Below are 25,898 nucleotides of genomic sequence, written 5' to 3' on the forward strand. Positions count from 1 at the left end.
AATTACAGTATGTGTATATTAATCTTGGAGGACTGTACTAAAAGTTTTTTTTAAGAGGACAAAAAAAGACGAAGACCCCCGTCAGATCAACTTTCTCTGAGGGAGTCTACGTATATTTCATCCGCTACATGATTGCTTTTTGTCGATATTTCAGTTAAACATTTTAGTTATGTCCCAGTCTCGAACTATATACTTTTTTTACTCATAACTGTTTATAAAGATCGATCGATATTTACGCTAGTCGATTCCTTTATCTTAACCTGCTTCAATGAAGCTACGATAAGAAAACTTACGATCACAAGCAGAAGCCATGAACTAACCTTTCCTAAATGGACGAGACTCCAGGCATTAGTTTGGTTGGGATACTCCCAGGCTCCAAAAAACGTTGCAATATTCTCGGCGATCCAGATAAAGAAACCAATTAGTGCAAAAGAAAAAACGATTGGCATACGGTAACGGCTACCACCAACCTCATAGGAAACCGATGATTTCCAAAAAACGATGAGTACAAGTCCAGATAACCACCAACGAATATCAATCCAAAAATGATGGATGAAGAAATTGAAATAAATTGCTGCAGCAAGGGGGACAACGATCAAAAACGGTGGCCATCTAATTAATTCGACATTCAACCTTCTCCACGCCTGGCACAAATAACTCGCTACACTTGCATACATGAACCCACTATATAAAGGTACTTCAAATAATTTGAAATATCCTTCCTCTGGATACGACCACGAGCCCATATGTACCTTGAACACCTCGAGAACAAGCCCAATCAGGTGAAATAATGTAATAACCTTTAACTCATCCCTTGTTTCAAGTCCAGAACGCAACATCCACCACTGCATTAGAAGGCAAATAATAAGTAGCCAATCATACCTTGGTAGGAAGGGAAGCTCGATGATTTGTGTAATAGCCAGAGAGGCAAAAATAACAACAGGAAACAAGCATGACAGAGCCTGCTCCCAACCGAAACGAATAAGCTGTTTTAGTGCTCTCATATTACGCCTCCCAATCTATTACTCCTGTATGTCATCATCACTTCGATACTCTAAAACATCTCCAGGTTGACAATCCAGTGCTTTACAGATCGCCTCAAGTGTTGATAATCGAATCGCTTTTGCCTTGCCATTTTTCAAAATAGAAAGGTTAGCCATTGTAATTCCCACTCTTTCTGAAAGCTCAGTTACGCTCATTTTCCTTTTAGCTAGCATCACATCAATATTAATTATAATTGCCATATTGTATCACCTCAGACTATTAAGTCATTCTCTGATTTTATATCGATCGCTTCTTGTAATAGCCTTTGTAGAACAGCAGCAAAGACCGTAATTACCATTGAAGCAAAAATAACGATCAAACCAATAACGATGATACCTGGTGCATCGTCGAATTCCGCCATAAAATAAAAGAGCGGCATACCTATTACATACAGGATACTAATCGTCATTGCACAATGTTTAATCGTTTTTAAAGCCTTTGTAGATAATTCTGAGAAAGCCTTGTTCTTGTCAATATAACTTAAAAGTTTAAAAGCTTGATATAGAGCAAAGTAAAAAGGAATTGCTGTTACATAGAAATAGATGAAAACGAGAGGCTTAAGGTAGGTAATATTAGGCATTAACTCAGCTGCAAATTCAGCTATATTCGGAACCACAAAGACGCATAAAGCAAGAATAGGCATTCCGATAAGAATAACCGCTATCTTCAGAAATAGAGTTGACACTTGATTCATAAAAACACCCCACTTATTTTTTATCCATTTGAATTTACCACATTATTTATTGTTTTACAATAAAACATTATTGTTATTTATAGTTTTATTATCGTTTCATCTCACTTTAAACAGATATCATTCCAGAACAAGAAAATGAGGCTGGGACAAAAGTGATTTAACTAATGGAAAATCCGAACAATAGTGGTTGGCGGACGTAAACCGCTCCTGAAATATACTTCGCTTTCCGCGGGAAGCCGGTGAGCCTCCTCGTGCTTCGCACTGCGGGGTCTCACCTTTGGCTTTTAGGTCCCGCAGGAGTCTACGTATATTTCATCCGCTACATAATTGCTTTGTTCGGCATTTCAGTTAAACACTTTAGTTATGTCCCAACCTCATTTTTTCAAATTCATCAAATCCTACAGACACCCATAAGTAATATTTTAAGCATCTACTTCCCATCAGATTCATAAATCTCTGATCCTGAGTAATTCAATTTCGCCTTTGTACCCCTAAGAAATAATACTCCTAGAATTAAAAGACTCAAAACAATTATAATTCCATTTGTTAGTATAGTGCGTACTCCACTATTTATCCGAAACCCAATTTTAGATGAGCTAGTCACGTCTGTTGCTACGTGATTGCTCGAGGAAGATAGTCGTTCCTTAATAACTACTTGCAAAACCGTTTGCAAGTATATGGAAACAAGTTTAATGCAATAAACCATTTTTTTCATATTCGTCCCCTTCTGGATTTCCCATGCATCTCTCTATTAAAAAGACGATCTAATACCTCGATGCTATAAAAAGTATAAAAAAGGAACCTTAAAAAATCCTTAAGAAAAATATTTAATTGTTAAATGAATCAGTACAAGCAGTATCAATAGAGATCTTAAAAAAACACAAAAAAACTGCCTATTACGGGCAGTTTCAGCTCATTCGTCGTATTGGTTAGAATTATCATAACAAGATACTGCAAGTCCGCTAACGGGATGGTGGACATATTTTTAAAATAACAATTATCTCATTAGGAAGCCTTCTAATCTTAAAAAATCTCAATCATCTCTAAGACATGTGACCGTACTCTTTCTTTTTCTTCCTCTGTTAATTCCATTTCTTGCAAGTCTCTTTTCTCTATATCAAACTCAAAATATTCCTGCAAAAGAATGGTAGATGGTTCTTCCACCTGTTCAATTTCCTCATTAGTCTCCATCGTCATTATAACTTTTGAATTATTAGCAGTGATTTGCTAAATTTCAGTCTTAAGGTATTGTCCATCTAGATCATAGAAATCTTCCACTTGTTTCTGATCAGTTTTCAAATGATTTTTCCCTTCTTCGATCGTTGTAATCGAATTGACCTTTTTATAACCACTCACTTCACTAATACTATTATCTTGTTCTGTAAATGTCGGAGTTATAAAAACCTCTATATGTTGTACTGATTCCGTTGAACTACACGCCCCTAGAAGAATGACAGCTACGATCGATACACTGACCTTCCACAATGAATCTGTTAACTCCATGTCATGTCATCCCACCATCTCTCTATAATGTAAAAAAGCATGATGCCATATTCAATATGAGACAATATTGAATATACATTATGCTTTTCTTTTAACCACTTTCATTAATCCAAGTACTATTATCGAAACCAGAACCAGTGAGAACAGTATGGCAAACTTACTCCCTTCGCCAAATAACTCAACTAACACAACATCGTAAGTTGGAACACCTAACATTTTAAGCAACGGTAAGATTAACAGTGGTATTGATAGACCGGCTAGAAATAGTAAAAACAGGTTATTTTTCTTCATTGTCATTAAAATTCCCCTCCCTTACTTAAATAAGCCAATAAAAAACCTAAAAGTTAATATATGGATAATTAATTATAACATCGATTCCTTCTTGGCGATAGTTACGATAAACTTAAACGGCCTGTATAAATTAATATACAGACCATTTCCAACGTATCAATTTAATTTCTACTAATTGCCCATTGTTGATTTGCACCACTGTTAGATGTCCACTGAACGACGTTTCCACCGTCAGATACCGATTTACCTTCTACATCAAGGGCTTTGCCGCTGTTGCGGTTAATAAGCATGAAGTAGCCTGCACTGTTTGGTTTTAATTTCCATTGTTGCATTTGACCGCCATGATGAGTCCATTGAACGACATTTGCACCGTCAGTGGTATTTCCATTATAGACATCAAGTGCTTTGCCACTATTGGCATTAACAATACCAAAATAACCGTCGTTATTCTCAACCAAGTTCCACTGTTGACAACTACAATTAGTTTGTGCCCATTGATTCACATTCGCTCCATCGGTCATATCTGCATTGCCAACCTCTAATAATTTTCCGCTTTGTCGATTTTCAAACGAGAAACGACCATTTCCTGAAAAGAAATTACTGTTCCGATTATTCGTGTTGTTACTTCCGCTCTCTATACTAACAAGTGTTCCTGCAGTGTCGATAATATTATCATTTATCATATTGCTAGATGAGGTACCTGTTACACGAATACCAATGTTACTAAATCCATCATAAGTCTGTAAATAATTATATTGAATCTCATTATTGTTTCCTGGTGCTAATCGAATCAACGCTTCAGGTTGTAGTGATGAATTTGTTTGTTGGATGTGGTTTCCAGCGATTTTATTTCCATCTGCCTGAATTAAAATCCCATGAATTCTAGAATTTCGAACAGTATTATCAGTAATTACATTATTTTTGGCACCGGACAATACAAATATACCTCTTGGATAATTCTCGACAATATTGTTGCTTACTGTATTGTGCTCCCCACCATTAGGAATCCTAATGCCACCATATGAATCCGCTTGCTGCACCGAATTAATAACTTGATTATTTGTCACTGTCGTATAGGTTGCACGTGAAAGATTAATCCCACTACCACCTGTAGAATTTGTAATTATATTATTAGTAATCACATTATTTCTAACATCACCAACAGCGTGACTTTCACTACCAAAGGCAATAGCATGACCACTCGTTAAATCAAATCGACTATTGCGAATTTCTGAATCTTTTAATCTTCTGAGCAAAGCACCAATCGTTGCATCACGCACCTCTACACGATCCAAAGTTAGATTACTAACATCAGCATCAATATTCATACCACCAACTTGACCAAGTCCTTGCTGTGCTCTATTCCGTCGATCAGCATCAAATGTCAAATCAGATATGGTAGCATTTAAATTAGTTGAATTACTGTGTAAAATTGGATTTCCTACAACGTAGTTTGGACTACTTCCTATTTTCTTTAAAATCGTCGTACCCATGCCATCTCCAATTAAATTTACATTGGCATGAAAACGAATTGCTTCATCAAAATAATAAGTACCTGCTGGTAGATATACCGTTCCCTCTACTCCTCTGTCGTAAAAGTAACGCATTGCAGCATGAAGATCCGCAGTTTGCGAGCTATTCTCATTAGCTGTCACTCCAAAATCTCTTGCATTTACAACCTCCGCAGCCTTGACGGCATCAGCATTAGCTCCTAGACCAATCGATAGAACTAACATTAAAGCTCCCAAAATAAATACCTTCATTTTTGCACTGACTCTTCTTTTCATCATGTACCTCCTCATTTTCTTTAAAAGCGACCTTTCTTATGTCCTTATTACCATAGGAGAGAAAGCGTTTTCAAAAAGAAAGAAAAAACAACGTGTCAATGTAGTTTCTTAGAAGTAACATAATTCTAACTTTCATTATAATAATGGATATTGAAAAAAGGTATATCAAAAAACAACAGATAACTTAAAAAAACAACGATTTTTTAAGTTATCAACATTTCTATCTGTTTGTAATTTAGTAAAATGATTGAAAACAAAGCCCTCATTATCCAACTTATGGTAATATAAAAATGATTTATTAATGACTCTGAGAAAATAACTTATAGAGAAGGACGGAAATAGGATGCCAAGAAAAGATAGAAGAATGAAAAAATCACGGAGAAGAGTGATTAAGATAGCAGGTACCCTCTTAATCCTATTATTTGCTTTAGTCGGTTATGTATTCTACCAATATTATCAAGGACTCCAAACGGCTGAAACTTTACTAGACAAAAATATTAATTTAGAGCCTGAAGAATTCAATAGTGCCATACCAAATGAGCTTGGTAAAGTTAATGTCTTGTTATTAGGTGTTGATAAGCGAAGTGACGAAAAGGCTTCACGTACAGATACAATTATGGTCGCTCAATATGACCCTTCTACAAACGATCTAAAATTGGCTTCATTTATGAGAGATATTCAAGTAGAGATACCTAATTATAAAAACTACCGAATCAACACCGCCTATTTTTTAGATGGTGCTGAATTACTACGAACTACTATGAAACATAATTTTGATATTGACCTGCATTATTATGCTCTAGTTGATTTTCAAGGTTTCGAGGCTGCAGTTGACTCTCTTGCACCAGATGGAATAAAAATTGATGTTGAAAAGGCAATGTCAGAGAAGATAGGCGTTTCTTTACAACCAGGTCTACAGCAGCTGAATGGTAAGGAATTACTTGGCTATGCACGTTTTAGACAAGATAGTCGAGGAGACTTCGCACGAGTGGAGCGTCAACAAAAGGTAATAAATGCTCTTAAAGATGAGGTCTTAAGCTTTGTCGGCATTTCAAAAATTCCAAAAGTTGTCGGTACAGTTCAACCGTTTGTTGAAACCAATCTAGGAAACATAGAAATTATCGGTCTCTTATCTGATTTTATTTTAAACAAGCCCAATGACATTCAGACTCTTCGTATCCCCGTTGAAGATTCCTACCAGGAAATAAGAAATGACCTAGGTTCGGTTTTAGAGATTGATTTTGATCAAAATAAGCAAGCTCTACGTGAGTTCTTAGGAGAATAAATGATAAACATAGGTATCGATTCATACGTAACAAATGTAGAAATATCTTCTAGGAATTAGATTGCATATATAGGAAAAGACAGACTTGAATGTCTGTCTTTTTTAATTTAAATAAACCCTTCCTTTCCACTCACACTATTTCTTTTTTTAGAGTCGATATAATGTTTTAGAGATAAGTCATCGGGTATACAATCACATAACAAAATTTTTAAAGTTAATGGAGAGATATCCACTGAGTAAACAGTGAATGTACAATGCACCTTCAAACTGCTTCTCTATTAATTATTACAGGAGGCGATTAAGATGAGGAAACAATTTTTTCTTTATTCAGTAGTAGCAACTTTAACCTTTGGTTCTACAGCCATTACTGCACAGGCAATTGAACCAGACGAAGCTAGTGAGCATTTTCCAGCAGTTATTGACTGGTCAGAAACGGATTGGAACAGCTACTTAGATGAAAATTATGGTACAAGCTTAAATGACTACGACACTGTATTGGAGCTTGAGGCTGACATAGGTCCTCCAGTAGATTTGGCAGCATTGGGTAACGCCGATACCTCTGATCCAAATGTTTTAGATCTTATCGAAAAATATGACATGAGTACTGAAGAACTTGTTATATTCCTAGATAGTTATGATAACGTTGAAAATATTTATTTTCTAGCAGATTTAGAGAATGCATTGGAACAAGATGGTTTTGTATTAGTAGAAGATGGTGAAAATACAGAAGAACCTGTTAATGAACCTGCTACAGAAGAAGAACAGCCTGAGCAAGACACTGAGGAGCCTACATCAGAGCAAGAATCAGAATATGCTTTTGACATGACACAGCTTGAGAATGTTTATTTAACGCCTCTAGGTTGGACTCAGGAAGAGTTTTCCACCTATGTAGAAGATAATTATGACAAACCTTTGAGTGATTTTGAATCGTTTGAAGCACTTGAAAGCACTGTTGGCCCTGTTTTAACCGATGAAAATCTTCAAGATCTCCTCAATTCTTACGGATTATCTCCTGAAGAATACCGTCAGCTATTAGCTGATTACGGGGAAGTTCCTGAAGACTACTACTTTGTTTATGAGTTAACAGAAACTCTCGATTATTATACGAGTGATGAAGCAGACAATGCAGATACTGAAACAGGAGCAGAAATGCCAGAAACTGCTACAAATTCTGTCTTGATGACAATGATTGGACTTGGAGCTGCGGCAACTGGAGCATGTATATTTTTCCGAAGACGTCCATTAGGTGAAAAGTAATGAAACTCATTAAGGATAGATCGAGGAAAGAGAAATCTTTCCTCATTTCTTTTCTTTCCATTCTTTTAATTGCAACAGGACTATATATTGCGGGCAGTCACTCTTATCAATGGGTAAGAGGATATTTCGCAGTTGAGGACATAGAAGTCGAGGGAGCGGATGATTCTTTAAGAGGAAAGAGTGCTGGTAATCAAGCTGTACAGTACCCTCTATACGAATCCTATCCTGAAACTAACGATCAGTTTGGAACGTTAACTATCCCGAAATTAAAAATTTCAATTCCAATTTTTGAAGGAACCGATCCAGACCAATTAGCAAAAGGAATAGGGCATTTTGAGAACAGTGTGTTGCCAGGAGAAAATAATAATAGCGTTCTCTCTGGACATCGAGATACCGTATTCCGGCAGTTAGGAGAAGTTGGTGAAGATGACTTGTTAATTGTTACTACTTCGGCTGGTGATTTTACTTATCGTGTCCAAAAAGTTCGGATTGTAGATGCGAATGATCGGACAGTCATAGTACCGAAGCCTCAAGCAACATTGACTGTCACCACCTGTTATCCTTTCAACTTTATAGGAAACGCACCTGAACGTTATGTGCTTATAGGAGAATTGATTAAGATGAGGTTATCCGAAAAATCAAAAACACAATTAGATTTACTAACTTAATAGGAGGGTAAAGATGCTATGGAAGCAACAGACAATAAGAAAGCAAGCTTTCCCGCTTTGCTTTTGATCATCGGATTGGGAATAGCGAGTCTTTTCGTTTGGTTTTTTGCTGAAATTGCGGAAGATCTTTTGGAAAATGAATTGGTAAGGTTTGATGATGCAATAATTAGTATGTTTGAAGCAGTGGAAACTTCTACTCTTGATTCAATTTATATTATTATTACCGAACTCGGATCTGTTTGGTTTCTGATGACGTTGTCGGTTCTAGTTATTTTATTACTATGGTTTAAAGCTAAAGATAAATGGGGAATTCTTTTCTTTATAACTGCAGTAGGTGGCAGTGGCCTGCTGACTTGGATATTGAAACATACTTACGAAAGAGGTCGACCTTCCATCAATGAAGAAATCGATGCTATTGGTTTTAGTTTCCCGAGCGGCCATTCAATGGGATCGCTTATTTTCTACGGCTTTATCGCCTATTTCATTTTACGAAGCAGTCAGAAGAAAATAATAAAATACATTTCTATGGTTGTATTAAGTATATTGATTATTTTAATTGGGACGAGCCGTATCTATTTAGGTGCCCACTATCCAAGTGATGTCATTGCAGGTTATGTCGCAGGAACAATTTGGCTGATTCTCTGCTTATTAGCTCTTGAGTGGGTCCAATGGCAAAGTAATAGCCAAGTACGTCCTGTCTATACTTTAAGAAACTTTTTAGTCTCCACTTTTAAGTCAGTCAAGCAGAAACTTGGAAAGTGATAAATGGTAAAGTTAAGGAAAGGAATGGATGTAGTGAAGATATTTAAAAGAATAGTACTCTTTTCGGGTGCTATATTAATGGTTTTACTTATTTGGGGACTGATAGAACCTTATTTTGTTAATTTAGAAGAAGAAGAAGCTGCCATTCCAAATTTGCCAAATGCTTGGGAAAATGAAAAAATCGCCGTGATTGGTGATTTTCAAATAGGAATGTGGCTAGATAATGACTCCACTGTTGAAAAGATGGCTAATCAGCTTGTCGATTTAAATCCAAGTGCTGTTCTTTTTTTGGGTGACTATGTTTATCATGCGGTAGATAGCTCGTTAAAAGAACGACAAAGGATGAAAGAATTGATCCAGCCATTAACAGACTCGGACATCTCGGTTTTTGCTGTACTCGGTAATCATGATTATGCCATGTCATCAAAAACGAAGGATCCAAATGAAGAATTGGCCCAAGAAACGAAATCAGTGTTGCAGGAGTTAGATATAACGGTTCTTCAAAACGAAGCCGTTTCACTGACTCAAACAGATGACGGTATTAAAGAAGGAAGCACTTCATCAGAGTCTCTCTATCTAGTGGGGTTAGGGGCAGCTTGGCCAGGAAAGGCAGATCCTTCAAAAGCCTTTGATGACGTTCCAGAGTCTGCAGCCCGTTTTGTAATGATGCATAATCCCAACACTTTCGAAACATTGCCAGCTGAGTCAGCACCTGTGTCTGTAGCAGGCCATACTCATGGAGGACAAATGAAAATTCCTGGTACCCCAGAATGGTCATATACTTCCTTGATGTCTGATAGTGAAGCCCAGCATATCTATGGATGGAGTAATAACGAAGGAGCAGGAGGCAACCAGCTATATATAAATCCTGGAATTGGATTTAGTAATTTTCCGCTTCGCATCAATTGTCCCCCAGAAATAACGCTATTCACATTGAAATCAGATTAAACTCTTATAGATTTTCTGGGACTTAGTCTTCATTGCTGTAAGCGAAGAATCATCTTTTGTTTGAAGTACTCCTGAATTGAAGATAATAAAACGAAATAATCTAATGAAAAGAAATAGAGGGCTCTCCGAATGGAAAGCCCTCTTATCATTTATTCCACCTTTCAATTAAGGATACATGATGCAGTTCTGATGTTTTGAAGGACCTTATACAATTACGCTTATCATATCGACAATGCCGCCAATTGTTCTCCCCAAGAAGCTAACTCACCTTCAACAAACCCTGCCTTTTTATAAACAAACTTAGCTGCAAGATTCTCAGGATGATACCCAATCATAATAAGTGGAATTTGCTGATTATTCATGCCTCTGATCTCATCGACAATTCGTTTTACTGCATGTACACCTAGTCCGGTTCCTTGATACTTTTGATCTATCATTAGTCTGTATATCCAATAATTATGATCATCAGAGTCTATACCGTACATAGTGAAGCCTATTATCCTATCATCAAGAAATATTCCTTTCGCATAGAAGGAATCTAGGAATTGTACCTCCGCAATTGAGTAAAGGTTTGAAGCTATAAATCTTTGTTGGTCTTCTCTTACCGATAAATTAATAGCTTCTTCCCAATTGTTTTTGTCAATCGATTTTAACGTTAAGTTTTTCAATTTCAATACCCCTTTCAATATTAAGGGGAACCACGCAGTTATGGTCTATTTAAACGTTATCCCCTTATGCTTAGACCCAAAGAAAAATGATATATTTCTCATAAACATCGCCTCCTCTAAAGCTCACTAATATATTTATTAAATCATATTACGTATACTGTTTACTATATATTCTCCACTAACACGCAGCAGGTAACTCAAAAAACGACCCCTCAAAAAAGAAAGTCGTTTTTTTCTTTAACCACTAACGTAGCCATTTAAGAAATATCTTTAATGATTTGACCCAATGCCCTACTATTGGTGTAGCAGGGCGTCCCAAGATCTTTTCAAAGTCATTGCTGCTAACTTCTAGTGTGCCCTCTCTAATCCCTTTTTGGATCGCAACAAGAAAAGAAATGAGGGAATCCGGAAGGCCAGCACCTTTCATTATGCTAGCGTACCCATCGTCATCAACCTCTTGTAGAGATACTTCCTTACCCAACACATCCCTAATTGTTGAGACAAATTCTTCTTGGGTTACTAGCTCACCTGATAGCTCATAGATCTTATTTTCATGACCGTAACTAGATAATACCTTTGCTGCTGCCTCCGCATAATCTTGTTGAAGAGCCCATCCTACCTTTCCCTCACCCGCTGATGTCACCCAAGGAGCTCCAGCTAGAACACCTTGAATGCTAGAAACTTCATTTTCCAAATACCAGTTATTGCGTAAGAAGGAATAAGGAATACCTGTCTTTAAGATTGCCTCTTCAGTTGCTTTATGCGTAGGTGCAAGAATGTTTTGGCTATCCTGTGCGTTCGCTATGCTAGTATAGGCAATGAATTTAACACCAGCACGAGCTGCTGCTGATACTGCATTGCTATGCTGACGAATTCTAGTTTCATTATCGCCATCTGTAGAAATAATTAATAAACGATCGACACCCGCAAAAGCAACGTCAAGTGTGTCTGAATCATCAAAATCTCCTTGACGTACCTCTATTCCTCTCGCTTGAAATTTCCCCGCCTTTTCTGGATTACGTACACTTATAGCAAGCTGATCTGCGGGGACCGTGTTTAATAAACATTCTACAATTTTAGTCCCTAATTTTCCTGTTGCACCTGTTACTAATATTTTCATTGTAAACTCCTCCAAATAGAAACTTGAATACATTTCCCTCTCTTTACATGTATTCAAGTTAATTACATGTATTCATATTAGATACCACCTAGTATCTTTGTCAATTAATTGAACGTTTTTTAGTTTCATAACTTTTAGGGTATAATATGTTTACTCGAAAATGATCGATAGTTTTTGATGTAAATAGAGGTAGGTGAAAGATATGTCGATCAGCAGTCGTTTTACCGTCGGTGTTCATATATTAACTCTAATTGAACTAAATAAAGATGGGATTAGTTCCTCCGAATTTCTCGCTGGAAGTGTAAACACAAATCCAACCTTGATTAGGAAAATTATGGGTATGTTAAAAAAATCCGGTTTAATCCATGTACGACCTGGTATCGCAGGGACAAAACTAGCGAAAGAACCCTCTAGTATTACTTTGCTTGATGTTTATAAATCGGTTGATGTTTTACAGGAAAATGAATTATTTAGTGTCCATGAAAATTCCCACGCTGAATGTCTTGTCGGAAAGAATATTCAAGACGCTCTTACACCCGTTTTGTCGGCAGCTCAATTGGCTATGGAAAAAGTGTTAGGACATGTAACGATTGAGGATATAGTTAACGAAATTGCTGAAAAAGAAAAACCTAACACACAATAATATTTAGGCAGATGCGGGTTACATTGATTAAAACCCCGATCAAGATAGATAGTGTGCGAAACCATTCTTGAAATATACCTCGCTTTCCGCCGGAAGCGAAGTATATTTCAAGACCTAAATAAAAGTTAGGGAATCTTCTTCCCTAACTCTCTTAATCAATTATTACTTATCTTTCAATCTCAAAAGCCTTAATCCATTCAGAGTCACAAGTAAAGTTGCACCCATATCTGCTAGAATGGCAATCCAGAGGGTAAGCCAGCCTGGCACGACTAAGAGCAAGGCAACTATTTTAATCCCTAAAGAAAATGAAATGTTCTGCTTAATAATATTCAACGCTTTTCGGCTTAATTTGATAGTATATGGTAGCTTTGTTAAATCATCACCCATGAGTGCAACATCGGCTGTCTCAAGTGCAGTATCTGTACCTGCTCCGCCCATCGCAATCCCAACAGTCGAAGCTGCAAGGGCAGGTGCGTCATTTACTCCATCCCCAACCATAGCTACATTGCCGTATTCTGAGCGAAGTCTTTTAATATAATTTAATTTTTCTTCAGGCATTAACTCTGCCTGAACATCCGTTACACCTACATGTTCACCAATTGCTTTGGCTGTTCGCTCATTATCGCCTGTAAGCATAATCGTCATTTTGATTCCTAGACTATGGAGCCTCTTAATAACTTCCTGACTTGTTTCCCTTACTTCATCAGCAACTGCAATGATTGCTAGAACTTCAAGACGCGTCCCCACGATCATTGCCGTTTTCCCTTGTTCCTGTAGTGTTCTAACGTACTCTGCCACGTTAGAAGCTAAATCTCCCTTGTGTAATTCAGCAAATAAAGATGGACTGCCAATAAAGAACTCATTGCGATTGACTGTACCTCTGATCCCTTTACCAGTGATCGATGTGAAATCATCCACGGTTAGATCCGTGTAAGAAACCTTTTCTTCTTCTGCCTTGGCCATGATCGCTGAAGCAAGAGGATGCTGCGAACGATATTCCAATGCAGCTATAATCGCTAATAATTCCGCTTCATTCATCTCACACTGATACGTAATAAAGTCTGTCACAACAGGCTTTCCTTTTGTCAAAGTCCCTGTTTTATCAAACGCAATTGCTTTTAGAGCACCAGCTTCTTCTAGATAGATTCCACCTTTAACTAAAATACCATTTTTAGCCGCATTACCAATAGCTGTAACAATGGCTACCGGTGTGGAAATCACGAGTGCACATGGGCATCCGACAACGAGCACTGCTAACCCTTGATACACCCATAGCTCCCAACTTGCTTGAAACAATAGTGGTGGAATGATGGCTACAAGTGCTGCTACGACCATAATAGCTGGCGTATAGTACTTAGCAAATTTATCTACAAATGCTTGGGACGGAGCACGCTCCCCTTGTGCTTCCTCGACAAGATGAATAATCTTGGCAATAGTCGAATCATTAACATGCTTTGTTACTTCAACTTCAAGCAATCCTTCTTCATTCAAAGTCCCAGCAAAGATGTCATCATCTACTGTTTTTTCAACTGGTACCGATTCCCCGGTAATCGCCGCTTGGTTAACCGCTGAATGACCTTTTCGAACAACACCATCCATCGCAATCTTTTGACCGGGCTTCACAATCATAATATCTCCAATTTCAATTTCATCGACCCTGACCATCATTTCCTGAGAACCTCTCCTAATTAGTGCCTCTTTTGGAGCGATATCCATCAATGATCGAATCGACTGCCTTGCCTTATCCATAGAAAAGCGTTCAAGAGCTTCACTTATCGCAAACAAGATTACGACAATAGCTCCTTCTGTCCATTCTCCAATAATTGCAGCACCAATAACTGCAACGGTCATTAATGTCTTCATATCAAATTGGAACCTTAATAAATTATTTAATCCAACCTTGAAGAGTGAAAATCCCCCGATAATAATCGAGAACACAAAGAAAAGAATCGAGATAAAATCGTCTTCCCCATACATCGCTTGTGTAATGTACCCAACTATCACAAAAAGAGCAGCTGCAATCACATTCCAATATTTCAAAACGAATGGTACTTTTTTTTCTTCAAAACCTTCTTGATCGTTTTCGGAGATCAACTTTAAATTTTCAAAAGCCCCTGCTTTTTCTAAATCTTTAATCGTTGTCTCACCATATACCGTTAGCTTTGATGCTCCGAAGTTCACTTTTGCGTCAATCACACCATCCAGGTGTTTCACGTTCTTTTCAAACGTGGTAGCACAGCCTGCTCAAGTGAATCCTTGCACACGATAGACTGCTTTTTCTCCTTCTAATCCTTCATCAGTCACGTTCATCCACCTCCCTACCATGTACAACCGCTGTTTCCACTAACATTCTTACATGCTCATCATCCAAGGAATAAAAGACTAACTTCCCTTCCTTTCTGCTCTTGGCAATGCCTAAATTCTTTAGAAGGCGTAAATGATGAGAAACAGTTGCCATCGAAGCACCAACAATATTAGCAACATCACAAACACATAATTCACCTTCTTGAAGTAAGGAGTAGGCAATCTTCAATCTTGTTTCATCAGATAGTGCTTTAAAAATATTCGCAACCGGAGCCAGATTCTCTGTCTCTATAATAGATGAGATTCGCTTAACCTTTGCCTCGTCATAGCAAAAGACTTCACAGGTATCATGATCTTGTTTTATCTTTTGAGTCACTTTATCACCCTCACTCTAATAATAATTTGATTATAGTCTATGTTTCGTTTCGAAAATTGTCAATATTATATTCAAATGAATATTTAATTATTGTCCATGACTTGTTAAAATAAAGTTGTCTTAACAAAATGGAGGGATGAAATGAAGAAGTTTACACTAGTGGCTTTAGTAGCTGTTATATTCATAACTGGCTGTGCACAGAGCACTGAACCTGCTCACGAGCATGAGCATAATGTACATGAAAAACCTATGCAGCCAACTTTAGAATATACAATTGGTAGTGATGATTGGTCAGTCGTGACTACAATGACTGAGAGTCCTGAGGTTTTGGAAGCATATCAATTTGCTGTGAGCCATCCTGAGGTCTTGAATTATATGCCTTGTTATTGTGGCTGTTATGAAGAAGACGGCCACACAAGTAATACTAATTGCTTTGTTGAAAATGTAGAAAATGGAATTGCAACTTTGGATACAATGGGTTTTGGCTGAGGGGTTTGTGTTGATATAGCCCGTGCGGCTAAACAAGAATATGAAAACGGCACTTCGTTAAAAGACATTCGCACAATGATTGATGAGGCCTATAAAGATAGTGAAGTTCCATCAACTCCAACTTCAATGCCAGAGGTCTAAGAAAATTAACGAGGTTGGGACAAAAGTGATTTAACTAATAGAAAATCCGAACAATGGGTGGTTGGCGGACCTAAACCGCTCCTGAAATATACTTCGCTTTCCGCGGGAAGCCGCTGAGCCTCCTCGTGCTTCGCACTGCGGGGTCTCACCTTTGGCTTTTAGGTCCCGCAGGAGTCTACGTATATTTCATCCACTACGTGATTGCATTAATCGGTATTTCAGTTAGGCTCTTTAGTTATGTCCCAGCCTAAGACAATAAGTGAGACTCGACTTCTGCCAAGACTCCATTAGGCCACATCTAATTATTCTTCTTCTTTAATAATTCCTGTATATACATAACTTACCTCACCTGTATGTGCATTCATCTTTTCGATATGTCCACCGGTTCTTGGGAAACTAACATTATAGGATAAAGTATAGACATTCCGATCATCAAAATCCTTAACAGTACGAGATAATTTCATTTCAATTTCGCTAAAAAACCTTTCCTCCGCTTCTAGCAATGAAATGGTAGGTATCATACTTAATTTATTGAGTTTAGCAGCTTGTGTCGGACTTAAACTAGTCACCGAGCATTCCCTAATCAATCCTGTGTATAGACCTACATGAACATGTGCTTCTAAACCTTCAATTCGAACTCCTTGATGTTCTCGGTAAAGCGTAAACATTTGTGTTGGCTCAGAATCAAGAATTATGTATTCCTCGAGGTCTTCTTCATCTTCACCATCGCATTCTTCCTCATCTTCCAATCCGTCTAGATTATTATCCTGTAATGGTTCTTCTAATACGAACTTTTCATGTATATCACCTTCTACCAGTTCAAGATATTCCAGTGCCTTACCTGTCAATTTCTCGATAGGTAGCGGCTCCATATCTTCAACCTTTTCAAAAGGTAAGTTCGAATAGCTAAAATGACCAGTCGTGTTAGGAAAACTAGAGATAAGCGGTTCCTCCTCTCCAATATCGGCAGTTGGATCAAACCAGATAACTGTGTCTTCCTCACCAGCCTTTTTAACCAGTGTTTGGTTTACCCCTAGCAGCTCTTCTTGCGTTGCAGCTGTATCTATTGACTGTATTTCCCTAACCGGGATTTCCTCAATATCCATGAATTCAGTCGCTGTTTCAACTTGACCATCAACACCGACTCCCATAATATTATGGCTGGAACGATATATGAGCTCTATCATTTGATCTAAATCTTCTTCATCTTGATTGGGGATTTGAACTGCCAGCTGAACATAGCCTGCTTTTCTTAATATTTTTTTGGCTTCCTCTTGTGAAATGATAATTAAGGGATATTCCAATTCAATATCAGTCCGACCAATGTTGGCAGAAGATAAAAATCCATCTCTGGTTAAATAGAGTGTACACCCTGTGTGCGGAAGGAGTACTCCGAGTTTGGGATCCCTTTCTTCATAGGTAACCATATAACTATTTTCACTCCATTCAAGTAACATGCTGAAGTGAACGTCACGCTCAATAAAGGTCTGTACAAATAATTGTGCTGTTTCCATTATCTTAGTGATATTTGCTGGAGTGTCAAAAGTTACTTGTTCATCCTCGTCTTCAATTTCAATCCTCTCATAACCTTCAAATCTACCTTCATCAAGATGAACGAAACCGTATATCTGATCAGTGTTAACATCGACAACCTTGTTTGTATAATCATCTTCAACAATTTTAATATGTGGCTTTCCAGATATAAACTGCTGTATCTTCTTCGCTAACTCATTCATTTTCCTAATCCCTTTCTCTAGACATCCCCTGAAAGATATCCCATAAATTCCCTTTAATATATATTATCATATTACCCATTAGTAAAAGAAAAACAGACCCTATCAGTTATGTGATTGGGTCTGTTTACTAAACTATTAATTATTAACTAGCCACCTATATAAGACATCTCAATTTTCTTTCGATTTTTCACCGTTTCTTCTGTTCGCTCTTCTGAATATTTATCCGTTCGCACTCTCCAAATACTAGAAATGACCTCTCCAATCTCCTGATCAGTGACCCCCGAACGTAACAGTCCTCTTATGTCATATCCACTTTCTGCGAATAAGCAGGTATACAGTTTTCCATCAGCTGAAACTCTAGCTCTCGTACAATTACCACAAAATGTGTCAGATACCGAAGAGATAAACCCTACTAGGACATCTGTACCTTTGTATCGATATTTAGAAGCAACCTCTCCTAGATAATCTCTTTCAACAGGCTCTAGTTCACCTAGGACAGATACTTTTTCATAGAGTTCTTTTTTTGTGACAACTTGTGAAAAGTCCCATCCATTTGTTTGACCGACATCCATAAATTCAATGAATCGTAAGGTGACTTTCTTCCCTTTGCAATAGGAAGCCATTTTCACTACTTCCTGATCATTGACGCCTCTTTTTACGACCATATTAACTTTCACTTCAAGTCCTGCTTCTAGGGCTGCTTCTAGTCCTTTTAAGACAACAGCCGATTTCACTTTCCGTCCATTCATTTCTTGAAAAACCTCTGTATCTAGTGCATCCAAACTTATATTAACACGCATAAGTCCTGCGTTCTTTAGTTGTTTCGCTTGCTTAACGAGAAATACACCATTTGTTGTTAAAGCGATATCCTCAATACCCTCAATCTTTGCTAATCTTTCAATTAATAGATGGACATCTTTTCTAAGTAGTGGTTCTCCACCTGTTAGTCTAAGCTTCTTCACACCCAATTTCGTAAATTGAATGACCATTCTTTCAATCTCGTCAAAAGAAAGTAATTCAGCTTCTGGTAAAAAAGCATAATCTTCTCCAAATATTTCGGCAGGCATACAGTAGGAACAGCGAAAATTACATTTATCTATAATAGAAATGCGTAAATCCTGTAATGGTCGCTCATATTGATCATTTACTGGACTGATTTTCATAGAGCTTCCCCCTCTAGGATGTCTGATCCTTTTATAATAGAATTGGATTTTTTGTATATTAGGTTATTTTAACACAAAAAATTGAGACATGTTAACAGCAAGACTGGTGATTATCCACAAAACACCTATTAGCTATCTTTGTTAAGGTAAAATATCGAGAGTAAGTTATTTCGAGCTGTGTCAAAAAAGACTCTATCACGAGAGTATCTTAAAGTTTATATATTAGTAAGAATTGCTCTGGTAAGTTGCTCCAAAACCGTTACTAGGATGGGGGCACGCTTTCAGCAGAGAGGTTGGGACAGAAGTGATTTAACTAATAGAAAATCCAAACAATTGTGGTTGGCGGACGTAAACCGCTCCTGAAATATACTTCGCTACGTGATTGCTTTGTTCGGTATCTTAGTTAGAAACATTAGTTATCTCCCAGCCTCGTTCGCTAAGTTAGAGATTAAATTGGAATATACCTCCTTACTATTTAAAACCCATTATAGTCAAACTAGGAGAAGCCTGATCTTCTTTTCTATCATATGGACAAATTTAAGATTGGGTGAATCGTCAATGATATCAAAAGTGACCGGTAAATGGATTGTGAAATTTAATCAGCTACTTGACCAATTGAAAGAAAAGGTAAAGTAGCCTTCAGCTAGAAAGTAAGTATGCCTATAAATGTCCAATCGCTCTACCAAGCTCCTTAGGAACAGAATTTGTTATGGTATATAACACACGTAAAAACCCCTTTGAGACGTTTCAAAAGGGGTTAACGAACGTGAGCCAGAATAAGATAACTTATTCTGACTCTACTTAATTAATATGGATCTGCTTCGTGGCTTTTCTTTACTGCATCTTTTGTTGCTTCATTAGCCGCTAATGAGCCTTGTCCATATTTTGATTGACCTGCTTCACGACCAGGCAGATCCTTTGGTCCCATACTTTCTAGCTCTTTCGTTTTCTGTTCAATCCCTTCCTTCACACGACGACCATATTCCTCATCTGCTTGTGTGAAGTGTTCGACCATAGCATCTTGGATTTTCTTGTTACAGGCAGCAAGAGCTTCCGAAAGATTATTAATTAATTCATCACGTTCCCAATCCTCAAAGCTGCGATACGTGTGACCTGCTTGACCGTAGTTATTAGGACGGTCAATTGGCGCACTCATTGCCGCTGCATTATAGCTTGGCTGATGTGGGATACGCTCTTCTTTACTTGCTTCCTTGAAACCGCCAAGCATCGATGGCTCATAATTAATATGTGGATTTTCACCAGACTCTCTCGGATCACGTACATCCATCTGTCCTCGTTCCTGATTTGTACGCACTGGTACCTTTGGTGCATTCACAGGAACTTTCAGATAGTTAGCTCCAACACGATAACGTTGAGTATCCGAATAGGAGAAGGTTCGGCCTTGTAACATCTTATCATCTGAAAAGTCCATTCCATCTACAAGCACTCCTGTTCCAAAGGCTGCTTGCTCGATTTCTGCATGAAAATCAACCGGGTTACGATCTAGCACCATACGTCCTACAGGCAACCACGGAAACTTATCTTCTGGCCAAAGCTTCGTATCATCAAGAGGATCAAAATCAAGCTCTGGATGGTAATCATCCTCCATAATTTGCACAAATAGCTCCCACTCCGGATAATCTTTGCGATCAATCGCTTCGTATAAATCTTGGGTCGCATGAGCTACGTTCTTCGCTTGAACTTCATTTGCCTCATCCTGTGTTAAATTTCGAATTCCCTGCTTTGGTTCCCAGTGATACTTAACTAGCACTGCCTCACCTTTTGAATTAACCCATTTATATGTGTTGACACCAGAACCTTGCATATGGCGGTATGTAGCTGGAATTCCCCATGGTGAAAAGAGAAAAGTAATCATATGTGTCGCTTCAGGCGTACGAGAAACAAAATCAAACATTCGCTCTGGATTTGCAACATTTGAAGCAGGGTCTACTTTAAATGCGTGAATCATATCAGGAAACTTCATCGCATCTCGAATAAAAAATATTTTTAGGTTATTTCCAACGAGATCCCAGTTTCCATCTTCTGTATACATTTTAACAGCGAATCCACGTGGGTCCCGTGCTGTTTCTGGCGAGTCCTTTGCACCTGCTACTGTAGAGAAACGAACCATCAAAGGTGTTTTCTTCCCGGCCCCAGAAAATACTTTTGCACGTGTGTATTTTTCTACTGGTTCATCACCTACTTTTCCATATGTCTCAAAATAACCAAACGCCCCAGATCCTCGAGCATGAACCACTCGTTCAGGAACCTCTTCTCGATCAAAATGGGAAATCTTTTCAATGAAGTGATAGTTCTCAAGTGTGGCTGGGCCACGATCTCCAATTGTACGGATGTTTTGGTTATCTGTAACGGGATGCCCTTGACGTGTTGTCAAAGTTTCTCGGTTTTCATCTTGCTGATTCAAATTACTTTTATCCTTGTTCTCTGCCAAAAAAATAACCTCCTTATTCTTAATTAGTAATTATTCCCTTAAACACTATGTCCTTTTCTCCAAACATTTATAATCGAAATCAAATAAAATCAAAAAAAGAAGCTACCTCTAGAAATAGGTAACTTCTTTTACATCACAAACTAAAGATCCTTAGGCTTAGCATACGCAACAAAACGGTCAGGAGCAGAACCAACAAAGTTAAAAGGATAGCACGTAGATAATACTAGTATTTCATCAGGAGCAGTGGAACCAATAACGGTGCGATCATCTGCATCAACAACCTTAGAATCGTACATTACATACGTATAAGTTCCATAAGGCATCTTAATGACAAATTCATCGCCATTTTCTAATTCACCGAACCCTCTAAAAACAGTATCACGATGTCCTGATAAAAGAATTTGATCGTTTTGTCCAGGAAGAACTGTTGAGGTATAGTGACCAACCCCTTTGCTTAGATCGTCTTCATCTGTTCCTGAAACAATTGGTAGTTCTTTATCAAAGCGTGGAATATACAATATCCCAATCACATCGCCTTGATCAATTACCATTTCTTCGGCATTTTTCACTGATGAAGCAGGCTTAGAAACCAATTCATTTGCTTGAACTATTGATTCGTTTTGCTTAGTATGGTTTTCAAAAATACTGTACCCACTATATGCAATAAAAGCCAGTCCAACTAAAATGACAATATTGGCAAATATCTTCATTCATTCAGCCTCCCAAGCTATTCCTATTTCTTATCCCAATGATTATCTAATTCTATAAAAACATGATGTCGCTTATCACTATATTCAATTCTATTTTATAACAAAAATTAGCCTCTTGTATAGGTCAACCTACTCGCCGTAATTATGTATATTTTTTTGTAAATATCTTTCTTAACAAATTTACGAAAAATTCAAAAACACGAAAACCTGTTCGGTTATCCACTTTATCCACAAATAGCTTGTGGATAAAAAAAGAATGACTCCATTTTAATGGAGTATGCCATTAAATGAGTCATTCTTTTTATTAATCAAACGTTTAATTAAAGATCTGTAACTGCCCCTTTAGAAGCAGATGAAACTAACTTTGCATATTTATTTAATATACCTCTTTGATATTTGAGCGGTGGAGCAACCCATTCCTTTAAGCGTCGTTCAAGTTCCTCGTTCGTTAAATCGACAGTCAACGTTTGTGTTTCACTATCAATCGTAATCATGTCTCCTGTTTCTAGCAAGGCGATTGGTCCACCTACCTGAGCCTCTGGAGATACATGTCCAACTACTAACCCATGTGTTCCTCCTGAGAAACGTCCATCCGTGATCAACCCTATCGTTTCTCCTAGACCTTTACCGACGATAATGGCTGTAATAGAAAGCATTTCTGACATACCAGGTCCGCCCTTTGGACCAGCATAACGAATGACAACAATATCTCCAGCACCAACCTCATTATTTAATACCGCTTGAGTAGCTTCAGGCTCAGAATTAAATACTTTCGCAGGACCAGTCATTTTCTTAACCTTTAAGCCTGACATTTTAGCAACTGCTCCTTCAGGGGCTAAGTTTCCGCGTAACACGAAGAGAGGTCCTGATTCTCTAATTGGATTATCCATTGATCGGATAATATCCTGTCCTTCCTCCAAAGCCGGTAGCTCAGCTAAGTTCTCTGCTAATGTCTTTCCTGTGACCGTCAAGCAATCACCGTGTAATAAGCCAGCCTCTAAAAGAAGCTTCATAACAGCTGAGACGCCTCCAACATCATGTAGATTCTGCATAACATAACGTCCACTCGGCTTCAAATCAGCTAAATGAGGAACCTTCTTACGGATACGATCAAAATCGTCTAGATCTAGATCAACATCAACTGAATGAGCAATTGCTAGAAGATGTAAGAACGCATTCGTTGAACCACCGAGGGCCATAACAACTGTAATCGCATTTTCAAAGGCCTTCTTCGTCATAATATCCTTAGGATAAATTCCTTTTCTAAGTAATTCTACAACAGCCTCTCCCGCTTGATTACAATCAACTAGCTTGTCCGATGATTCACCAGGGTTAGACGCACTTCCAGGTAAGCTCATGCCCATTGCTTCAATTGCCGAAGCCATCGTGTTCGCTGTATACATCCCACCACAAGAACCTGCACCAGGACACGCATGGCATTCAATGTCCTTAAATGTTTCGTCATCCATATTTCCGGCACTACGCTTCCCAACTGCTTCAAAAACTGAAACAATATCAAGATCTTTCCCATCTTTTGACTTACCAGGCGAAATGGTCCCCCCATATGTAAAAATAGACGGAACATTCAGTCTTCCGATCGCAATCATACAACCAGGCATATTTTTGTCACAGCCACCAATTGCAACAAGTGCATCTAGCCTTTGGGCTCCCATAACTGTCTCAATCGAATCAGCAATTACTTCGCGACTCGGTAACGAATAACGCATGCCCTCATGCCCCATTGAAATACCGTCAGACACTGTAATTGTATTAAAGATCATTGGAGAACCACCTCCTGCTCTAGCGCCCGCCTTCGCTTGAATCGCTAACTGATCAATATGCATATTACACGGTGTTACCTCACTCCACGTACTAGCAATCCCAATCATCGGTTTCTTGAAATCTTCGTCTGTAAATCCAGTTGCTCGAAGCATCGCTCGGTTAGGTGCTCTATTTTCACCTTCACTAATATCAATACTACGAATTCGTAAATCTTTTTCTTCTCCCATTTCATCGTCCCCTTTCACAAAAACAGTCCTCATATCTAGCTTACTAGAAATATTACCGTCAATCAAATTTTCACCAATAGAATAAGATAAAAAAGCACCCTCTACTAAGTAGAAGATGCTTTGAAGTAAAGATTTATTTCCCTGCAGCCTCAAGTCTATCTTGAACGACTTGATTTATAAACTCTTCAAATCCAGCAACATCAAGCTCGTTGAATGCTGCAACATACTCATCCCAAATTGCATCGAATTCTGCAGGATCAGCTAATACTAATTGCGGGAAGTATTGACGTTGGATATCTCCTTTTTTCGTTTGGAAAACATCAGCGTCAGATCCTTGTTCAATATTCGCACTCCAAGTTGGGTACCAAGGACGTTCTTGTGGATCTGCGAAAATTTCAGTAAACACTTCTAAATCATATGCTTCTAGGAACTCTTTATCAACATCATTGTAAGTCTCTTGCACAACAGATGGTTGACGGCGTGGCTCCCATGCGTTGCCATCAGAGAAGACACCATCTCCACGCGGCCAGTACCATTCAAAATAAGTAAAGCCAAATTCTTCTCTCCATTTTTGATCTGCAGTCATTTCAATTTGCTCAGGTGTACGGTAGAACATACCTTCTTCATCAACTTCGTATGTTTCACCTTCAATACCCCACATGATTTGCTTTTGTGTTTCTTCCTTAGCAATATGGTTAAAGAATTCCATAATTCTTTCAGGGTTTTCAGCACTTGTTGTGATTCCTACACCGCGGTTTGTAACGAAAGCCGGTGGGTCAAGATATTGATCAGTAATTGAATCATCAAACACGATTGGTAGTGCCATGTACTCTTTATAAAAATCACCATTGTCTCTGTGGACACGTTTCGCTACGTCTGTTTGCCAACCATAATCAAAGAAACCAAGAAGACGACCAGAAGAGATTTTCGCTAAGTATTCATCATAGTTAGCTACAAATGCTTCTCTATCAAACAAACCTTTACTATTAATTTCATTTAATTTCTTCAAATATCTCTTTGTTTCTTCTTTATCACCATATACCGTTGCTTCATGTGTTTCCATATCTACAATAACTTCACCATCATTTGGATATCCTGCAAGATGCATAGGTGCATTTGTTAAAGCAAAGAATCTCCAATCATATGTTAAAGCAGTGTAACCAATTGTCGTAGCACCGTCCACTTCCGGATATTTCTCAACATATTTTTCAATTAGCTCGAAATATTCATCAAGTGTATTAACCTCTGGGTAATCGAATTCCTTTAGAACGGCACGCTGTATCCAGAAAGCACCTTGATCTTGGTTAGCTGGAGGAATAAAGCCTTGATTTGCCCCCATAGGAATATAATAAATATTCCCATCTTCAGCTTTCATAGAATCTAAGTATGGCTCGTAAAGCGCTTTCAAATCTGGTGCATGTTCATCAATAAGGTCATTTAGTGGAATTAAAGCTTCAGCATCTAGAAGTGTATCAATAGCCTCATTTGGCTCAATAACATCAGGATATTGACCACTTGCTACCATTGTACCTATTCTTGTGTTAAGATCCCCTGTGATGTATTCCAAGTCGACTGTCGTGTTTAATTCTTCTTCCCACATTGCACCAAGCTTTGTATCAGCTGAGTTAATGTTAGGGAATGTCGTCGATCCATTAAAATAAGTGAATTTGAATGGTTCCCTTGTTGTAGTTTCTTCTCCAGTGTCCTCGTTTGAATCATTATTGCTCGTTGAATCATCACTTGAACACGCTGCGAGAGCTACCATAAGTGCAAACACTAGGCAAAATAATAAGTAATTTTTTCTAAACACCATACTCTAATTCCCCCTTATTTGAATTGCTCACATTG

The 25,898-nt window shown here is 38.1% G+C and carries 24 protein-coding genes and 1 pseudogene; 7 read left to right on the top strand and 18 right to left on the bottom strand.

Annotated elements, in window-relative coordinates; all coding sequences use genetic code 11:
- Window positions 1-212 precede the first annotated feature (212 nt).
- The 8 genes from J7W16_RS20625 to J7W16_RS20660 all read right to left on the bottom strand — a co-directional run bounded on the left by J7W16_RS20625 (window position 213) and on the right by J7W16_RS20660 (window position 5,319).
- Window positions 213-1,004 carry a DUF817 domain-containing protein gene (locus tag J7W16_RS20625; RefSeq protein WP_210599367.1) on the bottom strand — a complete coding sequence of 264 codons (792 nt, stop codon included), beginning with the start codon at window positions 1,002-1,004 and terminating at the stop codon, window positions 213-215.
- Between the two features lie 18 nt (window positions 1,005-1,022).
- Complete coding sequence (locus tag J7W16_RS20630; protein ID WP_210599368.1) at window positions 1,023-1,244, bottom strand: helix-turn-helix domain-containing protein; 222 nt, start codon at window positions 1,242-1,244, stop codon at window positions 1,023-1,025.
- A gap of 11 nt (window positions 1,245-1,255) precedes the next feature.
- Entirely contained in the window at window positions 1,256-1,738 is a 483-nt protein-coding gene (locus J7W16_RS20635) for a DUF2975 domain-containing protein (RefSeq protein WP_210599369.1), read from the bottom strand.
- Window positions 1,739-2,168: 430 nt separating this feature from the next.
- Entirely contained in the window at window positions 2,169-2,453 is a 285-nt protein-coding gene (locus J7W16_RS20640; protein WP_210599370.1) for a hypothetical protein, read from the bottom strand.
- 308 nt (window positions 2,454-2,761) lie between these two features.
- Entirely contained in the window at window positions 2,762-2,929 is a 168-nt protein-coding gene (locus J7W16_RS20645) for a hypothetical protein (protein WP_210599371.1), read from the bottom strand.
- Window positions 2,930-2,965: 36 nt separating this feature from the next.
- Window positions 2,966-3,241: a hypothetical protein gene (locus J7W16_RS20650; protein ID WP_210599372.1), complete on the bottom strand. Its 276-nt coding sequence runs from the start codon at window positions 3,239-3,241 to the stop codon at window positions 2,966-2,968.
- A gap of 78 nt (window positions 3,242-3,319) precedes the next feature.
- A complete protein-coding gene (locus tag J7W16_RS20655; RefSeq protein ID WP_210599373.1) occupies window positions 3,320-3,538 on the bottom strand; it encodes a hypothetical protein in 219 nt (72 codons plus the stop codon).
- Window positions 3,539-3,693: 155 nt separating this feature from the next.
- Window positions 3,694-5,319: an RICIN domain-containing protein gene (locus J7W16_RS20660; protein ID WP_246880138.1), complete on the bottom strand. Its 1,626-nt coding sequence runs from the start codon at window positions 5,317-5,319 to the stop codon at window positions 3,694-3,696.
- A gap of 343 nt (window positions 5,320-5,662) precedes the next feature.
- Here J7W16_RS20660 and J7W16_RS20665 point away from each other — a divergent pair, with 343 nt between their 5' ends.
- From J7W16_RS20665 to J7W16_RS20685, 5 genes are all read left to right on the top strand, one after another.
- Window positions 5,663-6,604, top strand: a complete 942-nt coding sequence (locus J7W16_RS20665; protein ID WP_210599374.1) for an LCP family protein — start codon at window positions 5,663-5,665, stop codon at window positions 6,602-6,604.
- Between the two features lie 303 nt (window positions 6,605-6,907).
- Window positions 6,908-7,861 (top strand): processed acidic surface protein, encoded by a 954-nt coding sequence (locus tag J7W16_RS20670; protein WP_210599375.1) that lies wholly within the window; start codon window positions 6,908-6,910, stop codon window positions 7,859-7,861.
- Entirely contained in the window at window positions 7,861-8,529 is a 669-nt protein-coding gene (locus J7W16_RS20675; RefSeq protein ID WP_210599376.1) for a class D sortase, read from the top strand. Before J7W16_RS20670 ends, J7W16_RS20675 begins: the two co-directional genes overlap by 1 nt.
- Before the next feature lie 18 nt (window positions 8,530-8,547).
- Window positions 8,548-9,291, top strand: coding sequence for a phosphatase PAP2 family protein (locus J7W16_RS20680; protein ID WP_210599377.1), 744 nt, complete (start codon window positions 8,548-8,550; stop codon window positions 9,289-9,291).
- Window positions 9,292-9,369: 78 nt separating this feature from the next.
- Window positions 9,370-10,239 carry a metallophosphoesterase gene (locus tag J7W16_RS20685; protein ID WP_246880139.1) on the top strand — a complete coding sequence of 290 codons (870 nt, stop codon included), beginning with the start codon at window positions 9,370-9,372 and terminating at the stop codon, window positions 10,237-10,239.
- Between the two features lie 221 nt (window positions 10,240-10,460).
- On the opposite strand, the gene J7W16_RS20690 is transcribed toward J7W16_RS20685, so the two are convergent.
- Together J7W16_RS20690 and J7W16_RS20695 are read right to left on the bottom strand one after the other, a co-directional pair.
- Window positions 10,461-10,907, bottom strand: coding sequence for a GNAT family N-acetyltransferase (locus J7W16_RS20690; protein WP_210599378.1), 447 nt, complete (start codon window positions 10,905-10,907; stop codon window positions 10,461-10,463).
- A 257-nt stretch (window positions 10,908-11,164) separates the two neighbouring features.
- Window positions 11,165-12,027: pseudogene (locus J7W16_RS20695) on the bottom strand (SDR family oxidoreductase).
- A 202-nt stretch (window positions 12,028-12,229) separates the two neighbouring features.
- On the opposite strand from J7W16_RS20695, the gene J7W16_RS20700 reads away from it, so the two are divergent.
- Window positions 12,230-12,670 carry an Rrf2 family transcriptional regulator gene (locus J7W16_RS20700; protein ID WP_210599380.1) on the top strand — a complete coding sequence of 147 codons (441 nt, stop codon included), beginning with the start codon at window positions 12,230-12,232 and terminating at the stop codon, window positions 12,668-12,670.
- A gap of 162 nt (window positions 12,671-12,832) precedes the next feature.
- On the opposite strand, the gene J7W16_RS20705 is transcribed toward J7W16_RS20700, so the two are convergent.
- Window positions 12,833-14,995: a heavy metal translocating P-type ATPase gene (locus J7W16_RS20705; protein ID WP_419095869.1), complete on the bottom strand. Its 2,163-nt coding sequence runs from the start codon at window positions 14,993-14,995 to the stop codon at window positions 12,833-12,835.
- A complete protein-coding gene (locus tag J7W16_RS20710; protein ID WP_346726982.1) occupies window positions 14,967-15,350 on the bottom strand; it encodes an ArsR/SmtB family transcription factor in 384 nt (127 codons plus the stop codon). Before J7W16_RS20710 ends, J7W16_RS20705 begins: the two co-directional genes overlap by 29 nt.
- Before the next feature lie 141 nt (window positions 15,351-15,491).
- Between J7W16_RS20710 and J7W16_RS20715 the strand changes: the two genes are divergently transcribed.
- A complete protein-coding gene (locus J7W16_RS20715; RefSeq protein ID WP_283246068.1) occupies window positions 15,492-15,980 on the top strand; it encodes a PCYCGC motif-containing (lipo)protein in 489 nt (162 codons plus the stop codon).
- A 302-nt stretch (window positions 15,981-16,282) separates the two neighbouring features.
- Here J7W16_RS20715 and J7W16_RS20725 read toward each other — a convergent pair whose 3' ends face one another.
- The 6 genes from J7W16_RS20725 to J7W16_RS20750 all read right to left on the bottom strand — a co-directional run bounded on the left by J7W16_RS20725 (window position 16,283) and on the right by J7W16_RS20750 (window position 25,863).
- On the bottom strand, window positions 16,283-17,716 hold the full coding sequence (locus J7W16_RS20725) for a hypothetical protein (RefSeq protein WP_210599383.1): 1,434 nt from the start codon (window positions 17,714-17,716) through the stop codon (window positions 16,283-16,285).
- Between the two features lie 146 nt (window positions 17,717-17,862).
- Window positions 17,863-18,879 carry a GTP 3',8-cyclase MoaA gene (gene moaA / locus J7W16_RS20730; RefSeq protein ID WP_210599384.1) on the bottom strand — a complete coding sequence of 339 codons (1,017 nt, stop codon included), beginning with the start codon at window positions 18,877-18,879 and terminating at the stop codon, window positions 17,863-17,865.
- A gap of 805 nt (window positions 18,880-19,684) precedes the next feature.
- Entirely contained in the window at window positions 19,685-21,331 is a 1,647-nt protein-coding gene (locus J7W16_RS20735; protein WP_210599385.1) for a catalase, read from the bottom strand.
- A gap of 140 nt (window positions 21,332-21,471) precedes the next feature.
- A complete protein-coding gene (locus tag J7W16_RS20740) occupies window positions 21,472-22,041 on the bottom strand; it encodes a class D sortase (RefSeq protein WP_210599386.1) in 570 nt (189 codons plus the stop codon).
- A 320-nt stretch (window positions 22,042-22,361) separates the two neighbouring features.
- A complete protein-coding gene (gene ilvD, locus J7W16_RS20745) occupies window positions 22,362-24,050 on the bottom strand; it encodes a dihydroxy-acid dehydratase (RefSeq protein ID WP_210599387.1) in 1,689 nt (562 codons plus the stop codon).
- 133 nt (window positions 24,051-24,183) lie between these two features.
- The gene (locus J7W16_RS20750; protein WP_210599388.1) at window positions 24,184-25,863 is read right to left on the bottom strand and encodes an ABC transporter substrate-binding protein; all 1,680 of its coding nucleotides are present in this window, start codon (window positions 25,861-25,863) and stop codon (window positions 24,184-24,186) included.
- Window positions 25,864-25,898 lie beyond the last annotated feature (35 nt).

The organism is Halalkalibacter suaedae, assembly GCF_017939705.1.
Lineage (GTDB): Bacteria > Bacillota > Bacilli > Bacillales > Bacillaceae_D > Halalkalibacter > Halalkalibacter suaedae.